16 protein-coding genes are annotated in these 20,735 nt (G+C 39.8%); 4 read left to right on the top strand and 12 right to left on the bottom strand.

Annotated elements, in window-relative coordinates; genetic code table 11:
* Nucleotides 1-131: 131 nt before the first annotated feature.
* From ENLAB_RS10440 to ENLAB_RS10415, 6 genes are all read right to left on the bottom strand, one after another.
* Complete coding sequence (locus ENLAB_RS10440) at nt 132-1,250, bottom strand: BMP family lipoprotein (RefSeq protein WP_077453918.1); 1,119 nt, start codon at nt 1,248-1,250, stop codon at nt 132-134.
* A 64-nt stretch (nt 1,251-1,314) separates the two neighbouring features.
* A complete protein-coding gene (locus tag ENLAB_RS10435; protein WP_005226837.1) occupies nt 1,315-1,713 on the bottom strand; it encodes a cytidine deaminase in 399 nt (132 codons plus the stop codon).
* Between the two features lie 51 nt (nt 1,714-1,764).
* Nucleotides 1,765-2,427: a deoxyribose-phosphate aldolase gene (gene deoC / locus ENLAB_RS10430; protein ID WP_008376411.1), complete on the bottom strand. Its 663-nt coding sequence runs from the start codon at nt 2,425-2,427 to the stop codon at nt 1,765-1,767.
* A 13-nt stretch (nt 2,428-2,440) separates the two neighbouring features.
* Complete coding sequence (locus ENLAB_RS10425) at nt 2,441-3,742, bottom strand: pyrimidine-nucleoside phosphorylase (protein ID WP_005226834.1); 1,302 nt, start codon at nt 3,740-3,742, stop codon at nt 2,441-2,443.
* Nucleotides 3,743-3,865: 123 nt separating this feature from the next.
* Nucleotides 3,866-4,885 (bottom strand): LacI family DNA-binding transcriptional regulator, encoded by a 1,020-nt coding sequence (locus tag ENLAB_RS10420; RefSeq protein WP_005226832.1) that lies wholly within the window; start codon nt 4,883-4,885, stop codon nt 3,866-3,868.
* Nucleotides 4,886-5,134: 249 nt separating this feature from the next.
* Nucleotides 5,135-5,740, bottom strand: a complete 606-nt coding sequence (locus ENLAB_RS10415; RefSeq protein ID WP_244351060.1) for a class I SAM-dependent methyltransferase — start codon at nt 5,738-5,740, stop codon at nt 5,135-5,137.
* Between the two features lie 336 nt (nt 5,741-6,076).
* On the opposite strand from ENLAB_RS10415, the gene coaA reads away from it, so the two are divergent.
* Both coaA and guaA read left to right on the top strand, forming a co-directional pair.
* Complete coding sequence (coaA, locus tag ENLAB_RS10410; RefSeq protein ID WP_005226828.1) at nt 6,077-7,000, top strand: type I pantothenate kinase; 924 nt, start codon at nt 6,077-6,079, stop codon at nt 6,998-7,000.
* An 80-nt stretch (nt 7,001-7,080) separates the two neighbouring features.
* The gene (gene guaA / locus ENLAB_RS10405; protein WP_074934454.1) at nt 7,081-8,646 is read left to right on the top strand and encodes a glutamine-hydrolyzing GMP synthase; all 1,566 of its coding nucleotides are present in this window, start codon (nt 7,081-7,083) and stop codon (nt 8,644-8,646) included.
* Nucleotides 8,647-8,713: 67 nt separating this feature from the next.
* Here guaA and ENLAB_RS10400 read toward each other — a convergent pair whose 3' ends face one another.
* The 3 genes from ENLAB_RS10400 to ENLAB_RS10390 form a co-directional block, all read right to left on the bottom strand.
* Nucleotides 8,714-9,232, bottom strand: coding sequence for a prealbumin-like fold domain-containing protein (locus tag ENLAB_RS10400; RefSeq protein WP_244351058.1), 519 nt, complete (start codon nt 9,230-9,232; stop codon nt 8,714-8,716).
* 12 nt (nt 9,233-9,244) lie between these two features.
* Nucleotides 9,245-10,291 carry a SpaA isopeptide-forming pilin-related protein gene (locus tag ENLAB_RS10395; protein WP_244351054.1) on the bottom strand — a complete coding sequence of 349 codons (1,047 nt, stop codon included), beginning with the start codon at nt 10,289-10,291 and terminating at the stop codon, nt 9,245-9,247.
* A 285-nt stretch (nt 10,292-10,576) separates the two neighbouring features.
* A complete protein-coding gene (locus ENLAB_RS10390; RefSeq protein WP_244351051.1) occupies nt 10,577-12,970 on the bottom strand; it encodes an AAA family ATPase in 2,394 nt (797 codons plus the stop codon).
* Nucleotides 12,971-13,618: 648 nt separating this feature from the next.
* Here ENLAB_RS10390 and ENLAB_RS10385 point away from each other — a divergent pair.
* Together ENLAB_RS10385 and ENLAB_RS10380 are read left to right on the top strand one after the other, a co-directional pair.
* The gene (locus ENLAB_RS10385) at nt 13,619-14,494 is read left to right on the top strand and encodes a glycosyltransferase family 8 protein (RefSeq protein WP_244351048.1); all 876 of its coding nucleotides are present in this window, start codon (nt 13,619-13,621) and stop codon (nt 14,492-14,494) included.
* Nucleotides 14,491-15,468: a matrixin family metalloprotease gene (locus tag ENLAB_RS10380; protein ID WP_005232595.1), complete on the top strand. Its 978-nt coding sequence runs from the start codon at nt 14,491-14,493 to the stop codon at nt 15,466-15,468. Before ENLAB_RS10385 ends, ENLAB_RS10380 begins: the two co-directional genes overlap by 4 nt.
* 325 nt (nt 15,469-15,793) lie before the next feature.
* Here the strand turns inward: ENLAB_RS10380 and hylB are convergent, their stop codons facing one another.
* From hylB to ENLAB_RS10365, 3 genes are all read right to left on the bottom strand, one after another.
* Nucleotides 15,794-18,811 carry a hyaluronate lyase HylB gene (gene hylB / locus ENLAB_RS10375; RefSeq protein WP_244351045.1) on the bottom strand — a complete coding sequence of 1,006 codons (3,018 nt, stop codon included), beginning with the start codon at nt 18,809-18,811 and terminating at the stop codon, nt 15,794-15,796.
* 204 nt (nt 18,812-19,015) lie between these two features.
* Entirely contained in the window at nt 19,016-19,825 is an 810-nt protein-coding gene (locus tag ENLAB_RS10370; RefSeq protein ID WP_005226799.1) for a PTS system mannose/fructose/sorbose family transporter subunit IID, read from the bottom strand.
* Nucleotides 19,809-20,597, bottom strand: a complete 789-nt coding sequence (locus ENLAB_RS10365) for a PTS mannose/fructose/sorbose/N-acetylgalactosamine transporter subunit IIC (RefSeq protein ID WP_005226797.1) — start codon at nt 20,595-20,597, stop codon at nt 19,809-19,811. The genes ENLAB_RS10370 and ENLAB_RS10365 overlap by 17 nt, the downstream gene beginning before the upstream one ends.
* Between the last annotated feature and the right edge of the window lie 138 nt (nt 20,598-20,735).

The raw sequence follows: 20,735 nt of genomic DNA, 5'->3' as shown, positions 1-20,735 counted from the left end.
GTCAAAAAAAATAATTGCTATTGCTTAGGATGATTACTATCCTCATGAAAACCCGTAGCTTTCATCAACATAGTAATCCAACAACGATCATCTTGCCCTAAGCTAGGGCAAGATAACCGAAAAGCATAACTTTATTTTTCAGGTGTTTCTGGTACTTCTACTTTGCCGTCGATTACGTCTTGTTTCGCTGTTTCGATCGCTGCTTTGGCATCATCTGAAAGGAATCCTTCAGTAATGTCTACACCACCATCTTTCAAGCCGTAAACAATGTGTTCGCCGCCAGGGAAGTTGTCTTCTAACGCACGAGTTGAGATATCTTGAACCGCTGCGCCAACACCTTTCAATGTTGAAGCCAATGTGAAGTTATCTTCTTTGCCGTCAGCAGTTGTGAAATTCCCTTCGTCTTGTTGATCGCTATCTACACCGATGACCCAAACTTTTTTGTCTTCTAGGTCTGCTTCGTTCAATTGTTCGTTGATTGCTTTTGCTTCTTGGAAGACACCTGCACCAGTACCGCCAGATGCGTGGAAGATTACGTCAATGCCGCTTTGGTACATTGAAGCTGCCAATGCTTTCCCTTTTGCAGGATCACCAAATGATGCTGCATATTGAGGATCAACTGTGATTTCTTTGCCTAATTTTTCAGCTGCGTCTTGAACGCCCTTCATGAAACCAGCTTCGAAACGGTCGATAACGACGCCTTCTTCACCACCGATGAAGCCGACTTTGTTTGTTTTGGTTGTATACGCTGCTGCAAAACCAGCTAAGTAAGCTGCTTCATTGTCTTTAAATGTTGCTGAAACGACGTTGTCTTTGCCTTCGATCACATCATCGATGATCCCGAATTGTGTATCAGGGTTTTGGTCAGCTGCCGCTGAGATTGCGTCTTTCAATAGGTAACCAACACCAAATACTGTTTTGAAACCATTTTGCACGGCACCATTTACGTTTGTTGTGTATTCTGATGCTTCGTTTGATTGCACGTAGTCATATCCACCAGCACCGCGAGCGATCCCGTGTTCTTCCCCCCATGCTTCTAAGCCTTCCCACGCTGATTGGTTGAATGAACGGTCATCCACTCCACCGATATCGGTAACGATTGCGACACTATGCGCTGCATCAGTCGTACCGTCTGCAGAACCGCCGCCAGTTGAATCAGTTGAACCTGAATTTCCTCCGCCACAAGCACCAAGTAAAGTCAACCCAGCTACTGCAACAATACCTAAACTAAATAATTTTGCTTTTTTCATTGCTGTAAAGCCCCCTAAAAATATAGTTTTTTTTCAACAGCCGCATCGACTGAATGAACATGGTTTATAAATCTTTGTTCGTAAAGTAATAAGGCAATAGGCCTTCTACCGTGGTTTCTTTGATGACACCATCATCACCGACTAAGGTCACCGGCATATCTGGCGCACAAAATTCCACCATGACCTGGCGGCAAGCACCGCAAGGAGAGATCGGTTCTGGCGTATGACCCGCCACAACCAAATGTTGAAACTCTTTTTCGCCTTCAGAAACAGCTTTAAAAAAAGCCGTGCGTTCTGCGCAATTTGTTAAGCCATATGAGGCATTTTCAATGTTGATCCCTTGATATATCGTCCCATTTTTGGCAACGAGACAAGCACCGACCGGAAACTTAGAGTACGGCACATACGCTTTATCTAAGGCGGAAACGGCGGTGTCGATCCACTCTTTTTTCGCTATTGTCATTGTCTTCCCCGCTCTTGTTTTTAATTTTTGCTACTTTACTTAATGCTAAGCTTAGTAGCCAGCACCTGTTGAGCCAGTCACGATAGCAACACTGGCGCTTGTTCCTAAGCGGTTTGCGCCCGCTTCGACCATAGCTGCCGCTTCTGCTTCGTTGTGGATACCACCGGAAGCTTTGACACCCATTTCTGGTCCTACTGTTTCACGCATCAAGCGAACATCTTCAATGACTGCCCCACCAGTTGAAAAGCCAGTTGAGGTTTTCACGAAATCTGCACCGGCTGCTTTGGCTAATTCACAGGCTTTGACGATTTCTTCGTTGTCTAATAACGCTGTTTCAATGATCACTTTGACAAGCGCTTTGTCTTTGGCCGCTTCAACGACTGCTTCGATGTCTGCTTGAACTTTTTTGTATTGTTTTGATTTTAAGGCACCTACGTTGATTACCATATCGACTTCATCTGCGCCGTTTTTGATCGCATCTGTTGTTTCATAAGCTTTGACTTCAGATGTGTTTGCCCCTAAAGGAAAGCCGATCACGGTACAAACAGCCGTTGGTTCGCCTTGTAATTTTTCTGCCGCTAATGAAACCCACGTTGGATTGATGCAGACAGAATAGAAGTGATAGGTTTTTGCCTCTTCGATGATTCGTAAAACATCTTCCTCCGTTGCGTCTGCTTTCAAAATCGTGTGGTCGATCATGCGATTCAATTCCATTTTTATTCGCTCCTTATTCTGTAATAATGTCATGGATCAATGGCGGTTCTGCGCCATCTTCCCCAATTTCAATATTTTGGTCGATCAATGCTTTGACATCCTCGATTGCTTCGGTATTGCTATAGATCGTCAATAGCGATTCCCCTTTGCTTACGGATTCGCCAACTTTCTTATGCAATTTGATGCCCACTGCATGGTCGATGTCTTCGTCTTTGGTCTTACGACCTGCCCCTAACATCATCGCCGCGATCCCTAGCTCATTGGCAACTAATTTCGTCACCACGCCGCTAGTTTTCGCTGGGACTTCCACTTCATATTTCGCTGTCAAAATCTTGCTCGGGTCATCGATCACTGTAGCATCTCCGCCTTGGTCTGTGATCATCTGTCTGAATTTTTCTAACGCTTTTCCTGAATGCAAGGCTTCTTCCAACAGTTGGCGTGCTTCTTCCAATGAATCAGCTTTTTTCGCTAAAACGACCATTTGGCTGCCCAGTGCATAGCACATTTCTTCCAAGTCTTTCGGTCCTTTTCCTTGCAGTGTCTCAATAGCTTCCACCACTTCCAAACTGTTGCCGATCGCTTCCCCTAAAGGTTGTGACATATCAGAAATGACTGCCATCGTTTGGCGATTTGCCAATTTTCCGATGCGGACCATCGTTTGGGCTAAGCGTTTGGCATCCTCCAAGTTTTTCATAAAGGCGCCATCGCCTGTGGTTACATCTAACACGATCGCATCGGCACCTGCCGCGATTTTTTTACTCATGATCGAACTGGCGATCAATGGGATCGAACTAACCGTTGCCGTCACATCTCGTAAGGCATACAGTTTTTTGTCCGCAGGAGCTAAATCTCCTGATTGACCGATCACGGCCACTTTGCTTTCGTTGACTAATCGGATAAAGTCAGCTTCAGAAAGCTCGATTTTAAATCCAGGGATCGCTTCAAGCTTGTCTAACGTCCCACCGGTATAGCCTAAGCCGCGGCCAGACATTTTCGCAACCGGTACGCCAACACTAGCCACTAATGGCGCTAAGATCAATGTGGTCGTATCACCAACACCGCCAGTCGAATGCTTATCGACTTTGATTCCTTCAATTGAGGATAGGTCGATCACTTCACCAGAATTTGCCATTGCTAGCGTTAAGTTCGTGATCTCTTCATCTGTCATATCTACATAAAAAATAGCCATCAACAAGGCACTCATTTGATAATCTGGAATACTTCCTTCAGTATACGCAGTTACAATGTAGTCAATTTCTTCCTTCGTCAATGACTTGCCGTCACGTTTCTTTTCAATTAAATCCACCATTCGCATCGAAATGACCCTCGCTTCCTTTAACATTATACAATAATTTTTCGTAGGGTAAACCACTTTAGTAAAACAGTTTACTAAATATCGCAAAACTATGAAAACACTTACAAGAAGAAATATACCGCATTATTTCTCGCTTGTCAATGTCTTCACGCTCTCACGAATAATTAATTTTGTATCAAAAATCTTATTTGGAATTCGCCGTGTCGGAAACTCAATGGCGTCCACTAAAAACTTTGCTGCGGTAAAACCGATCTCAAAGGTCGGCTGCATGACCGTGGTAAGCGGTGGAGTGATGTATTCCGATAATTTCAAGGCATCAAAACCGATTACCGAATAGTCTTCGGGTACTTTTTTGCCCGCCTCATAAATCGCTTGATAACAGCCGATCGCCATAGCATCGTTGCCACAGAAGAACGCTGTGATCTCTTTATACTTCAATAATTCCTTCGTTGCTTCGTACCCGCCGGTAACCGTTAATTCAGCATTTTCTACATATCGGCCTTTAAAAGGGATCTGATGATCCTTTAAGGCATGGCGATAGCCATTGAACCGTTCCTCTAATTGATAGTAGCCGGTGATTTCTTTGAGCATCGCAATGTTGCGGTGACCATTTTTGATCAAATAGCTGACGGCTTGGTAGGCGCCTTCGTATTCTTTCACGATCAAACGACCATTGTCCCGCTGATTGATCCCACGATCGACTAAAATAATTGGTCGGTCATCAAAGAACCCGCTCTTCAAGGAATAATCCTCTGGCAGCAAATGCGGCGTCGCTAATAAGATGCCATCTACCGAACGATGAGACAGTTCATTCAAATATTGAACCTCTTTTTCTTGGCTGTGACGCGAATTGCATAACACTAGCATGTAACCTAGTGGATTGAAATAACTTTCCGCCCCTTCAATAACTTTAGAGAAAAAGAAATCCGTCACATCAGGCACGATCATTCCGATCGTTTTTGAATGGCGGTTGATAAGATTCGAAGCAAAAAAATCCGGCTTATAGTGATATTTATTTACGATATCTAAGACCCGCTTTCGGGTTTCTTCACTAAAACGGCTGCCTTTATTGTTTAGGATCTGCGACACGGTCGTGACAGAGACGCCAGCCATTTCAGCAATCTGTTTAATCGTCAATTTCATCTGCTTCTCTCCTCTCTTGCCTAAAGTGTAGCAAATTTTTCTCAAAAAAAATAGCACACTTTCAACAAGTGTGCGACTTTCTTTTTCGTTGATCAAAAATGGCCCGATGATACAGACAGCTCTTTTAGCGGAGCTGCGATTGCTCCAAAGGCTGCTGACAACAGGCTTTTTGAGAAACCAACTGCCCAGTTGCCGCTAACCAGCGCTTGCCTTGGCGATGCCTTTGATCTGCTGAGAATCAAAGAGCAGCTACGCTTCTTTTACGCTTTGAATGATGTAATAGCCTTTGTCTTTTTTGATGATTTCGGCATTGCCAAAGGTCTCTTGCATTTTCTTTTGAGCACTGGGCGCCCCTTGTTTCTTTTGGATCACGATCGTTAAGGTTCCCCCTGCTTTTAGCAGCGGAAACGCCCCTGTCAAAATCTCATGGACGACTTCTTTTCCTGCCCGAATCGGTGGATTGCTGAGGATCGCCGCATAAGCAGGTTGATTTAATTGGGCATAGATATTGGATTGATGGATATCTACCTGTTCAATGCCGTTACGCTGGGCATTGCCTTTTGCCAAATCCACTGCCCGCTGATTGATATCGATCATCTCGACAGGCCGCTGACTTGCATAAGCCAACGATAAGCCAACAGGACCATAGCCACACCCAACGTCTAGCAGACTTCCTTCTGGTAGCTCCGCCCACTCAAACGCATCGATCAGCACCCGCGAGCCGTAGTCCACCGTGTCTCGGGAAAACACCCCGCTATCTGTCACAAAATGAAACTTCTTTCCTCTTAATTCAAACGACCACTGTTCAAAATCATGGGCCGTATCAGGATTTTCTGTATAGTAATGATTACTCATGTTTATGCTCCTTTCTTCTATTCCCTCTTCGCCTGTTTTTTCTACTGGCTTCTACTGGTTTTTCCTTGTTTCTTCTACTAGAACGAGTGACCGTAGTGAAAACACCAGTAAAAAAGCCGTGCAAGATTTGCCTGCTGCTTCTTTCTAATCATACCGAAAAACAGCCAGAAGTAAACGCCCAGCAAAAAAAACAACGAAAAAACAGTTTTTTGTTGTTTCTGCAAAGGAAATCATGTCTTTTTTCCAAGTTCCGCAGGTTTCTATGGTAAAATACTTTCGAACAGTGGCCTATCGCTTCTAAGAGAAACCGATGATGCCGCAAAAAAGGAGCCTACTATGCAAGAAACCATGAATTTTTATCAAATTCCTCGTGAGCAATGGCAAGGGTTTTATACGAACGGCATGATGCCTTTCACTCAAGAAGAATTGGATAATATCAAAAGTTTGAACGACCGGATCTCGGTCCAAGATGTGGAAGATGTTTACGTGCCTTTATGCCATCTGATCCATCTTTATATGAAAGAGTTTGAATCATTGACCCTCAGCAAGGGACTCTTTTTACACCGCTACGTCAAAATGCCGCCTTTTATCATTGGCATCGCTGGAAGTGTCGCCGTCGGCAAAAGCACCACCGCACGACTCGTCCAAAATTTGTTGGCCCGTTTGTTTCCCCGTAGAACAGTCCAACTAATCACCACTGACGGCTTTTTGTACCCGAACGAAGTCTTGGAAGAACGTGGCAGCTTGAATCGCAAAGGATTTCCAGAAAGTTATGACATGGAAGCCTTGATCAACTTTTTGAATGCGGTCAAATCAGGAGAACCAGACATTCAGATCCCCGTCTACTCCCATGAAGTCTACAATATTATTCCTGATACGTATGAAACGATCAGTCAACCAGATATCTTGATCGTGGAAGGCATCAATACCCTGCAGCTGCCTGCCAACCAACAAATCTATATCAGTGACTTTTTTGATTTTTCAATTTTCGTGGATGCCCAACCAGCACTGATCGAAAAATGGTATTTGGAACGATTTGAATCATTACTAGACACTGCCTTTCAAGATCCCAGCAATTATTATTACCAATATGCGATTGGGGATCGCAAGGAAGCGATTAAAATGGCAAAAGAAGTATGGAAAAATGTGAATTTAAAGAATTTACACGAGTATATCTTGCCTACACGCAGCAGAGCCGATATAATTCTTCATAAAACAAAGCACCATTTGATCGATGAAGTGTTCTTGCGCAAGTATTGACCGCTTCATTTTTATAATTATGCTGTTGAAAAGGCCCAGCCTTTTTTCAATAAAAACTAAAAGAATTGAGGTAATTTATTGTGACAAACGTTGACACTTTGCCAAACGTCGAAAAAATTATCGTACTTGATTACGGTAGTCAGTATAACCAGCTGATTACACGCCGTATTCGTGAGTTCGGTGTTTTCTCAGAATTATTGAGCCACCGCATTACCGCTGAAGAAGTAAAAGCGATGAATCCAAAAGGGATCATCTTATCTGGCGGACCAAACAGCGTCTACGACGAGAACTCTTTCGGCATCGACGAGAAAATTTTTGATTTAGGCATCCCAGTTTTAGGGATCTGTTACGGCATGCAGTTGATTACTTATAAATTAGGCGGAACAGTTGAACCTGCCAAAAACCGTGAATACGGCAAAGCAGAATTGGAAGTCACTTCTGATGCAGCGGCCCTTTTCCAAAATACGCCCGCAACCCAAACCGTGTGGATGAGCCACGGGGATTTGGTCACTCAAGCACCTGCAGGCTTTGACGTTGTGGCGACGAGCAAAGATTGCCCGATTGCTTCTATCCAAGATGCCGAGCGCAAAATGTACGGTATCCAATTCCACGCAGAAGTTCGCCATTCAGAATACGGCAACGACTTATTGCGTCACTTTGCTATTGACGTTTGTCAATGTACAGGTGATTGGACAATGGACAACTTCATCGATATGGAAATCGCAAAAATCCGCGAACAAGTGGGCGACAAAAAAGTCTTGCTTGGTCTTTCCGGCGGGGTCGATTCTTCTGTCGTTGGTGTTCTTTTACAAAAAGCGATTGGCGATCAACTGACTTGTATTTTTGTTGACCACGGCCTCTTGCGTAAAGGCGAAGCCGAGCAAGTAATGGAAAGCTTAGGTGGCAAATTCGGCTTGAATATCATCAAAGTTGATGCCAAAGAACGTTTCCTATCAAAACTTGCTGGGGTTTCTGATCCTGAAGAAAAACGCAAGATCATCGGGAATGAATTCGTGTACGTCTTCGATGATGAAGCAACGAAACTAGCTGGCGAAGAAGGCGTTTCTTTCCTTGCCCAAGGAACCCTTTATACCGACGTCATCGAATCAGGAACCGAAACTGCTCAAACCATCAAATCACACCACAATGTGGGTGGTTTACCTGAAGACATGCAATTCAAATTGATCGAACCATTGAACACCTTGTTCAAAGACGAAGTCCGTGAATTAGGGACTCAACTTGGCATGCCAGACAGCATCGTATGGCGCCAACCATTCCCTGGACCAGGTCTAGGCATTCGTGTCCTTGGCGAATTGACAGAAGAAAAACTAACGATCGTCCGCGACTCGGACGCAATCTTGCGGGAAGAAATCGCAAATGCCGGCTTAGACCGCGACATTTGGCAATACTTTACCGTCTTACCAGGCATCCGCTCCGTCGGTGTCATGGGTGATGGCCGGACCTACGATTATACCGTCGGCATCCGTGCAGTCACTTCAATCGATGGCATGACCGCTGACTTTGCCCGCATCCCATGGGAAGTCCTACAAAAAATCAGCGTCCGCATCGTCAACGAAGTCGCACACGTCAATCGGATCGTGTATGATATTACAAGTAAACCACCTGCTACTGTGGAGTGGGAATAGTCCTCGTAGAGCTAGGAACCCTTTATTAATAAGGTTTCCAGCTCTTTTTTTACTTTTCATTGCACTTTCATTGTACTTTTTTGTCAATCATTGCATATTCTTGGTTCGTAAATAAGCCAAATACTTCGTAATTGCCTTTCACTTCCTCAAGTACTGACACATTTTCCTTCCATTCCTGAATTTGTTCTTCATTTTTATGAATAGTGATCTTTAGCTGTTGAAAGTCATTCTTTGCTTCAAGTGATTGAGAAACAAGCTTCACATTTTGCCCTTCATAGGTAAATTCAAAAGGTAAAGGTGTTGTATTCATCAAGTATCCAGCAGGTGTTACTGTTTCAATGGCTTCATATTTCCCTAGATATAGCCTAGGCATACTAATTAGTTCGCCATTTGCATCTGTTTTAACAGTCGCAACAATACTTCCTTTTTTTGCATGAACATAATCACCTACTTTAATGTCTTCACGAGCTTTAATAGTAAACGTCACATCGGCTAGTGGAACATAATCAAAGGTGATGTCATGTAGCTGCCCATAGTCAGAATCCTTTGTGGTAGCGGTGGTTGCTTTTTGACCTGTCTTTTTCAATTTTAGTAAACCTTATTGGGCTTTGTTTCCAAACACCAATTCGATTGTTTTATTTGGTTCAATCGTAATTTCTTTTGATTCTCCTTTACTTACAAACCCATTACTAGCCGTGACCTCCGTAATTTTTACTTTTGTACCTGCTTTTAATCCATCAATCTGCGCCAAACCATTCGTGTCAGTGACAATCTCTTTTGTTTGTCCGTTATACTCAAATTTCATTTTCGTATTAGGCACAGATTTTCCAGTGTCTTCATCTACTTTTTTCAGTTTGACATTGCCATTTAAATTCACTTTAATATTCAAATTCATTTCTCCAGCATTGGATAATTTAAAGGTAGCAACAGTCTGTTCACCTGGTTTATTGTAGATAAAACTTTGACCCACTTGATCTTTTGGAACCATATTGTATTGAAGCTTGCCAGACTCTTTAGAATCAGCCTTAGCGGTTAATTTCAGTGTATTTCCATTTTTTTCAATTTGAAGATTTGCGGAATTTTCTACGAGATGACCATGTTTTGATAAAACATTGTTTATATCTGTTAACGTAACGGAATCTCGAACATTCAAGGTGATATTCTGATTCGAAAAACTTGGCTTAACTTTATGATTGGCTACTTTTGAAAGAATTTCATTTTTGCGATTGGCATAGTTTGGAAGTTGTGTGGTTAATAGAGTATCGCCAAACTCCTCCCATATGATGTTTTGAGTAATGCCATAATTTTCTACTGTAGGACTAATTTGATAGCCATAATAGGAAATTAAAGATAGACGTTCTTTCTCAGCACCGTTTAACTCAGATGGTTCAAATCCTGAACCACCATTCAACAAAACACCATGTTCAATACAAAAAGCAGGTTGATTATCTGCTTTGATCATATGCACACCATCGTCTGTCCAGTGTAGACCACCTAAAGATGCAACATGCCAAGTTGAGACGTAATCTCCAATTTTTTCATAATTGACCGAAGCTGCAAGAGCCGTAATTGGGGTAATAAAAAAAGCCATCATCACTGTGAGAACACCCCCTAGCGAGATTGCTTGACGTTTTTTCTTATTCATTTGTTTTCTCCTTAATTTGAATTTTTTGTTCTATTCTTACTTGTAGGATTTCTTATCGGAACCATGCTTTCCTCCTTCAAATATAAAAAAACTATTTTTGAACTTTGAAATATTCAAGATTCTTTTTATGTGATATTTCACTTCATTTAAGTTAATTCAGTAAAACTAGTAGGCTCTTTAATGTCAGCAATCTTAATATACTAAATAATGAAAGAAAAATTTTGGCAAATTGTGTAAAAAAAGTCTACCTATACGCATCTGATAGGTAGACTCTCTAAAATAAACTTATTGTTCTAAAATACTTTGACACCACATATCCACATCGTCAATTCCTCTACTCCTTTTTGTTAAATGGGCTTTTAAATGCTTTCTATTTAAAACGTTTATAAGGCATAACACATCTCTAGCTGTCCGTCTTTTTTCATCTAAAGATACGGTAGCGTAAAAATTCAAATCCGGTAGACTTTTAAGGCGTTCTTCAAAATGACTTTCTCCATTTAAAATTAACCTATACATCAGATTCTCAAAATATTGACTATAAATTGGATTTCCCATAGAAGATAAAATTTCTGTATCACATGAAATTGCTTCAATCCCTTTCTTATATTCAAATGTAGCAAACGCTTCTAATACTCGTCTCATAATATTGCCAATTGCAATATCATTTTGTTGAGAAGTGTCCACACAAAAATCATAGATAGTTTCTATTAAAGAGGTGTATTCATTTCTTTTTCTATAGGAAAATGGTTTTATATCAAAATTTTCTAATTCAAATATTAAGAAATTAGTAGATATGCTTTTTTTTCCTTCTTTATTTTTGATTTTTACGCCTTCTTTTATCTCTTCAAATTGCTTTATTAAATCATACATTGTTGCTAAATCATGAGAAAAAAGTAAAACTCTGCTAGATTTATTACCAGACAAAATTTTTAGTAATTGTGATTTTAAATAAGATAAAATACCTACTTTGTTTTCTAAATCAAAACTAGATACTGGATCATCTATAACAATCAGGGATTCTTTTTTATACATATTTTTTTCTTTTTCATTATTCATAATTTGGGTAAAGAAATAGCAAAGAGCTAATATATTACGTTCACCGCAAGATATATCATATGGTTTTACAGGACGATTTCTTGAAAACAATACATAATGATCCTCATGAGTTTCAATTGTCAATCGATTATTAGAAAAAAATATATATTTAAGCCCTTGATTAATATAATCCACAGCAATTTTAATACTTTTTTGTCTTTCCTGTAACTCTTTCAATCTCGAGTTAATTAGTTTTCCTTCTTCAAGGATATCTTTCATTTTTTTATCTTCGATACCTTTTAATTCTTTTTGTTTTAAATAATCTTGATAAATACTAGAAACGAAATAATAAGCAATTTGTTTATTTAATTTAATCAACTCTAACTTTAAAGGCTCTACTTCATCAAATTTCTTATTATAATCTTCTCTTGAATTTTCTAATGACTGAAATTTCTCTTTCAATAATATCAACAATTCATCAAGTGCAAAGTTCTGTTTCACAATTGGAGTATACGTATTCTCTATTTTTTTATCAATTAATTCATTATACTGATCAATAACTTCATTCACTTGTTGCAATGTATTTTTACATTCCTCCACAATGAATCCTAAATCAAAATATGGTTCGAAATCAAAGGTAACCTTTTGTATTTTTATATTTCTTAAAGCTGCAATATGATTTTCAACTTCTTTATTTAGTACATTACTTATACTCTCTATCAATTCATGTTTATATTCATCAGACACAGATTGTAAACAAAAAGGACACTGATTAAGATCATGATTTAGAAAAGTATCATGAACAGCTATAAAATGAGCTTGTTTTCCATTCATAACTAAGTCAAGTATCAACTCTTCTCTTTTTGTAAGCTGAGGTTTATCAATTTTAATAGCTAACAATTCCCAAATTTTATTTGTATCTATAACTAAATTCGGGAAGGAAACTTGTTTAGTAATTAATTTCCCTTCTGTTTTAAGATGATCATAACTCTTTTTCTTTTCAATGAATTTTAATTCTAATTCTTTTTTTGTTGAGTCAACAGTCTGTGATACTATGGCATTAATAAGGGCATTGTTCACTGGCGAATTGCCTCGTTGACCCTTAATTTGACGATCAATTCCTGCCCAATTATCATCTCCTTGTAACGATGAACGAAGCTTATTCCAATGATACTCTGGACATTGAAGATTTTTTGTATCATTAAATTGCTTCAATTTTTCTTCTTGAAGTTTATATTCTTCTAACTTTGTTTCTCTTTCTAAAATCAAGTCATCAATAGTTTCTTCTATGTCTGCTTGTTCTCCAAACATGACAATAGTGTCCAACCCTTCTTCTTTAATTTTCACATTTTTCTCGATAAAATCTTCATTGAATACAAAAATATTTTGTTTGACTGCATCTGTCTCTACGATTGATTTTTTTTCAAAATCATATAACAATGCACTCGAAATACTTGTATTACTGGCATCACTACATTTTTGAAAAGCTTTCGTTATCGTACTTTTTCCAGAGCCATTTTTACCATAGACAATTCCTACTCTCGTTGGATAACTGTTATCTCCTTCATTTGAAAAAAAAGAAAAATCTCTCTCATCATCAAACATTTCACCTTTAAATCTAACTCCACACAAAGTTTCATACATAGATATTCGCCTCCATTTGTAAACCTTTTCACTAAGTATACAATAGGTATATATCAATATCTATTAACTAATTATTTTTTCTTTGTTTTTAGTAGTTTAAATTTTAATAAAAAAGATGAGTAACGTACTACTCATCTAATTGAATATTGAAGTTAAGTTATTTTTTACCTGAAAAAATCATTGATCAAATTACACTACAATTGCACCTTTTTTTATTTTTATACGCTTTTAAACATCTTTATCATTACTAATAAACGTTGATACTACGCTATTTCCCTTTATATTATTCATCTATAAAATCGAGTGGGAATAAAGTAGCAACCTCACATGGTTGCGAAATATTGATTTAACAGTTTTTTAGTTCACTTGGAATGGATAACAATGACCTGTTTTACCTAGGTTCACCACCAAAATCCCATCAGATTTCTCTGACGGGATTTTTGATTTAGGCTTAATCTGACAACCCTTTTGGGAAAATATGATAAGAAATTGTTGATTCTCGTTAACTATGTTAATCCCAATAGTGGGACTAACGCTCATATTGGAAATCAGATACGATAAAATAAGCTTGAATGCTTTTATTGCCTAAGTTTCTATAGAAGGTTTTTATTAAAAAATAAAAAACACTAAAAAGGGTGGACCTGAACTATGAAGAAGAAAGCTGTCGTTTATTGTGTTACGGGGTCACATATTCAATTAGCTGCAGTATCCATTGCGTCAGTAGTAAATACTTATGAAGGGAATGAACCTTTAGATATATTAGTAGTTATAAATGAACTAGGGAACGAAGAAATACTGAAATTGAAGAGTATTTCTGGATTATATGGAGAAAAAAATGTAACTATTACTATTTGGTATCCACCTAAAATAATAAACGAAATAAAGAATTATAGTAATTCGCGTTTTCCTGAAGTCACTCTGTGGAGATTATTTCTACCTTCATATTTTAGCAATTATGATTACATTCTCTATTTAGATAATGACACTATTGTATACGATGACGTATCCAATTTCTTTGATTTGATCCCTGATCAAAAATCAATTGCTGCAGTTAGAGACTTCTACTTCTCAGTTATAAGTGATACAGAGGACAGCTTTAAATATTTTGGAGTAAAAACTATGAAGAATTACTTCAATTCTGGAGTTATTTTATTTAATGTAGTTGTGTTCAATGAACAGATACGACCAGAAGCCATAGTACGTATGATAAATAAGAATGAATATTTGTATTTAGATCAAACCATTTTAAACATTCTTTGTGAGAGAAGTGTTGAGTTGTTGCCTTATGAATACAATTACCAGAAAGATGATCATTGGTTATTTGATTGGGCAAAAAATGTGAATCCACTCAAATTTTTGAAAATTGAAAAAGCTAGAAAAAATATAAAGATTCGACATTTCGTTGAATTTGAAAAAAATTCGATGCCCTGGGAGCATCTTTCCATACAAGATAGATGGGAAAAAGATTTTTGGAATTATCTGTATGAAATCAAGTCAACAAGTTTAAGGAGTGGAAAACAATGAAAAAAAATTTTTCAAGAATTCGTTCGTTATTTTTAATTGCATTAATTTACTCTATAGGAACAATTTCTGTAGATGCAAAGTCAGCCGACATAGCGAAGACGCCTATTGTTGATTATTACTATCCTGGAATATTGTATGGTACAGCTACTTGTGTTAACGAATACGGTACCATCATTTACGACTCAAACTCACTAGGAGAAACCTACCAAGAGGCTGTCAATGAAGCTGCGCAATCATGGAATCAGTCGATTGGGAGATCGGTAATTGTCGAAAAATCAAGTGTAAATGCAGCAGATAACCAAGTTGATTTAGTTTTGCAATCAACGGATGGCGATTCCTATGCAGATATGGGGTACTCCGGATTTGGTTGGGGGAATAGTACGAACAGAATATTTTTGAATAAAGCTGCTTTAAATGACGCATCATCTGGAAAAGGAACCTCCGGCTACGTACAGCTGGTTTCAACTATCCGACATGAAATGGGGCATACTTTAGGTCTCCAACATGACAATGGATCAGTGATGGCTGATTTATATGATGCCCAGGTTAGCAACAATCAAGAGATGCTGGATGCAGCGCAAAAAACGGCGGACTCAATTTCTAAGGGGATACTTCCTGCTGTCCCATTATTCAACAAATATGCGATACTAAATATCCTTAATAATAGGGATAAAATCTATTATTTGAATAATCATCGTTCTAATCAAATTGCCTCAATCTTTTTAGATTCTCCTGCTGGAAAAATTTCTGGCGTTACTTTCATCGATCAAACAGTTGAAATAACAGGTAACTATAATTTGTATAAACTGTCTCTGTCCCCAAGAGATCCGTATGTAGGAACAATTTCTAGTAATAATCTTATGAATAGAACTGTTTCAGTTACTGAAGATATTGTTTCTATTTATGGTCAACACTATTATCTTTTTGAAATTGATGGAGAAGAGTATATTGTTAATCGCCGCGCCTTCGGATAAATTCGCTACCAATTCTTACTTGAAAAGTTGCCACTGCAATCTTGGAAAAGTGTGCTTGCAATCTTAGATACATTCTTTCGTGGCAAACATACGCCTTTTAAGTAAGAAGAAAATTAGCAAACGTTTCATGCTAATGCGCAAGTTTTCAGCATTTTCTGTGAGGATTTTTTTGACAAAACCTCGGCCCTTGAAAAGTAGTTAAAGGAATTAATAGTCAAAGAAAAATCTATGTTTAGCCTTTCATCGTTTCATTTTCTAGCTGACAAAAAACAGCTAGAGATTGATCCCTAGCTGCTGATGATGAGACAGATAGCATTGAAACACCTTACTCGACTACAATCACTTTATTTCCACCATCTTGCTCCGCAAAGTTTACCGTAAATAGATCCGTCGAAGCATCATAGCTGATTCCATCACTTTGAGAGACGATTTTTTGGTAGTCTTTTGGCAATTTTAAGGTCATGGTCGTCGTTGTTTGAGTTGGATCAGAAAAGGCATAGATGGTTTTGCCTTCTCTACTTGTTCTAATCAATGAAAGAGGTTTGTTAGTAGTAATATCGGCGACACTACCTCCATCATTCTGCCAAAAATTGATACCTAAATAGTCAGTTTGATCAAGTTTTACTGCTTGAACTTCCGAGGTATTGGCTAAAATCTCCAGCGGTTCTTCTTGGGCATAGGCAGTCAGTTCTGTTTCATTGATACCTGGCAACATGACATACGCATAATGATCCTCCATGGGATTTTTGCCATGATTGATCAAGAATTTTCGATATTCTCCGGTATAAACCGCATTACTTGGAAATGCCTCATTGATTTCTGTATAGCTGCCTGTTCGTGTTTCACTTACCACGTTTACTGTCGTTTCTTCTGGAAAATAGTAACCGATATTGGCCTGGGAATGATCGGAGTCTAACAACAACCAGTGCTTGCTGCTTGTTTCATTTGTCTGATCAATGCTTCCTTTATCAGAAAGGATTTGATAAGTGTACTCATCGTTTAGTAAGCGATTATCCACGACCGTCTCAATAGAAGCTGTCGTATCACCAGTGATTCCCGCACCTAAAGCGACAATCTGCCCATCAATGATAAACCACGATTTTTTTGCCCGCACGTTCATAGGTAAAACGTTCCCGTTATTTTTTGTACCCGTTTTGTTTAATGCCATTCCCACCGCAGCTGCACCATCATAAGCCACACCGCCTACCCACTTGTCTGGAGACGTTACCGTTGTAAAAGCAGAATTTTCATCCGCTAATTGTACGGTATCCACGGTTGTTCCTGGCAAGCGATATGGATCGACGGTCGGCCAATAGCTAGAATTGAATTGAACTTGATCATCATTATAGAGGTAGAGCATCCCGTCTGCTGTATGCCACCCACGCTTGTTTTCCTTGTTGCCAGCTTCAAAGGAAGAAATACGACTGGAATATAGCCCTAACCCCACCATATAATCAGTTGTTCGTTGAACAAAGCGATCCATTGAAGCGTAAAGTTTTGTTCCCGTAAAAGGTAATGCATCCCCTGTAATCGATGGGTCTGCCAAGAGATTCACCGTCATTTGTAAATCATTGAAGTCTCTTGCATTCGTCAAATAATAGTCTGGATTTTCTTTGAGCCAATATTTGGCAGCTTCACGGAATCTTTGCTGGTATTGAGTTGGTGCGAATTGAGATACGATCAGCAAATTATAAACTGTTGATGAGCCATAACCGACTTTGTTTTTGGCTGGAGCTCTTGAGATCGAACGACCATTGACCAACGGCAGCATTTCTCCTTGATAGATCAACGGCAAGAATGCTTGATCAACATTTTTAACAAACGTTTGTACGAGATCAGCGTCCATCTCAAAACTTGATCCTTGCGTGATAGCTAGAATTTGTCCCACACCCTTGATTAGTACATTTCCATAAGAACCAGTATAAGGGATCGTATTATGCTGAATAAAGGAGCCATCTTTATAAAAACCATCGCCTTTTGTGACTAACTGAAATACTTCTTCGATACTTGCTGAAGCTTGTATGATTTTCCCAGCGTCCCTTTGCAAAATGCCCAAGCCTAATACAGTAAGCGCGAGATCTGTACGATTAGCACCCGAAGTCACAAAATTTGGAATAAAAGCAAGCTCAGTAAAACTGCCTTGTGTCTTCGTATACAATTGCTTGAAGGGATCTGGTACATAACTGCTGATAATGGCAGTGTATTGCTGTAATTTCTCGGACGGTAACTCAGCGCCTAAAATCATTAAAGTACTGATCAGTTTTTGCGGGACACCGATTTGCCAATCCCACCAGTTTCCATGGTACTTTTTCCCATCGTACCCTTTTCGAGTGACCATGAAATCTATCCCGTCAATAATCGTCGTCGCCACTGCTTTATCTTGATACAAAGAACTACCTTTCGTGCCATAGGCTAAAGCCATTTTCTGTAATTTTGTAAATTGAGTCGTTACATCCGCTGAAGCAGTATTCCCTTGTTCGAGGGGCCATAGGCTCGTTCGATCAGATGCTTTATTTATGGTTTGATATAACGCCTCAGCTTCTAAGGTGACCATCTGCACGTAATCAGCCATAGTCGGATTATTTGGATCATAGTGATCAGAAACCAGTTGATTTTGCCATTTTTCTTGCAGTTGCATAAATTCTGCTGTGTGATCTTCCACGGGCAAGCTGCCGATAGGACCGCTACGCATCGATAATACCTTCAGCTTAGATAAATTGCCAAACAAACGGATACCCACATACCCGGACCAGTCCCCATCAATTGCCGTACCATTGGGATAGTTTACCTTTTGATTCTCATAAAATAGCTGATCATTTAAAAAGGCACGAAAACTCGAGCCCTCATACTGAAGCAAGAGTTTATATTTTTGTCCCGCAATCAAAGTAGGTCCAGAAATAGCTGTCAGCCATTTCCCACCTGGTTGACCAAGTTGCCACTGCCCATCACGATTATAAGCAAACGATTGCCACTGATCTGTCTTTTGTTCATCTGCGCGAAAGACCACCCCAATGTTCGCTTGGTCTTCATATAAAAAAGTAGTTTCAAAATCCCCTGAAGACCGCTTGGGAGCATCTTTGTTGAGCGTTACTGATTCCAGATTGGTGCCTTGTTTCGTATTACTGATCATTAAACCAGTAGCATTTTGTGCTACTTCGGCTTTCCCGACTAAATCTTGCCAAGACCCTTTCTGGTTAGAAAAATCCGAGTGATAGATCGATTCTGCTTCCGGCAATTCGGGTATTTGTTCCTCAGCATTTCCAGAAAGACGAGTGGCGCCAACTACCGAATACAGCAACAAGAAACACCCCATGATCAGCAGATATTTTTTCCCTTTTTCCATCCTTTACTCCTCCTATTTCTCCGCGCAAAAGATAGCGCTATCATTTCGTGGAATAGGAAAAGAGTGAAGAAATTCATTTCCGCACTCTTTTCCATTTAGTTCAACTATTCTAAAAAAGAAAACAGGTTGACTACCCTAACTGCTTATATGATTTACAAAACAATCACAGCAGCTGCCCATTTCCTTTTACACCATGATTCTTTCTTAACCCAAAATACCAAACGCACTCAAAACGATCGACAAGATCAAGATGATCCAAATTACTCGAGTGGAATTTAGTTTCTTTTGGCCTAGCATCCAGTAGGTCAGCAAGACGAGCAAGATAGGTACAAGGGATGGCAAGATGGCATCCAACGTGTCTTGGATCACTAATTCGACGCCGTCTTTTTTATAGACAAAAGGAACGGTCGCTTTAACGACAGAGGGAATCAAGGCACCAATCACTGTGACCCCTAAAACGGTTGCGGCATTGGTGAAGGCCGATAATTTGTCTTTCAAGGTCGTCACTAATTTGACCCCTTGTTTGTAACCTAGGGGAAGCAACGCTGCCCGACCAAAAAGTAACGCGATGTTGGCGATGATCCAGATGACACAACCAACGACGGAACCATTTTGCGCCAATGTGCCAGCAACAGAGCCAAAGATCGTTCCCCAAATCACGTGGAACAAGGAGTCACCGACACCGGCCAAGGAACCCATCAAAGCCGTTTTCAAGGCGATGATCGTTTCTTTGGCTTTGTGTCCGTCTTGTTCTTCAATCGCGACATCGATCCCCATGATCAAGTTCCCAAAGATCGCATTGGTATTGAAAAATTGATTGTGGGTCCGCAGCATATCTTGCAGCTGGGTTTCATCGTGGCCATAGAATTTTTTCAAGACGGGCAGGATGCCGTAAAGGTAGCCTGAACTCATCATTCGCTCATAGTTCCAGTTTAATTGGCTTGCCAAAATATAGCGCCAGCTAATGGTATTCAACTCTTTTTTTGTCAGTTTTTGATCACTCATCGCCATCATATCCTCCTTCAAAATCTCCAGCAGCTGCCGTTGCAACGGTGCCTTTTTCGCTATCTCGTTTAAAGACTAACATTGCTGCTACGAGCCCAATGATGGAAACGCCGAGCATTGGGACTTGCAGATACGCAGCTAAAAAGAAGCCTAATAACAAATAAGGAATGTAGTGCTTTGTTGGCAAGTAGCGCAATAAGATCGCTACCCCGACGACTGGCAAGACGCCACCAGCGGTTTTTAGTCCGGTCATCAGCCATTCTGGCGTGTTATCGGTAATCGTCGTAACGACTGCATCTCCAGCTAAAAGCATCAATAAAATCGGAATCGCCCGTGACAATCCCCATAAGAAAGAACCCGATAAAACTAACCGTGGGATTCGTTTGACTTGCATGTTGTCGATGGCTCTATCGATCCTGTGTAGTAGAAATACGTTACAAAAACGAGCCACGACGTCCAGTTGCAGCATCAGCAAGGACACTGGAACTGCTAAGCCGATGCCATATTCCGCGCCGTTTCCTGAGATCACGGCAAACGCTGTTCCCAGTACTGCGCCGGTAAAATAATCCGGGACGGATGCACCACCAAATGCGGCGATCCCCAAACGCATCAACTGTAAGGTCCCACCGACCATCAAACCGGTCTTTAAGTCCCCCATGATCATTCCAGAAATCATTCCGGCGATCGCTGGTTGGGTCAACGTATTGGAAATAAGTGAATCATTAATAGCAATAAAAGCATAAACAGTAATAAGAATGATTTGATACGCTGCTAAATGCATGAATTTTCCTCCTAATTGTATGAACGAGTCTTAACTGGCTAATTATCGATCGTTATGTCGCCTCAGATAAATCGTGAAAAACACTCGTTTTTTGACAAATCTTCCGCTACATATTCTCCTCGATTCAATCCCTGCCTG

The sequence above is a fragment of the Enterococcus innesii genome, assembly GCF_022846515.1.
Lineage (GTDB): Bacteria > Bacillota > Bacilli > Lactobacillales > Enterococcaceae > Enterococcus_D > Enterococcus_D innesii.
Note: the sequence above shows the minus strand (reverse complement) of the source record. Positions and strands in the feature narration are given on the sequence as shown.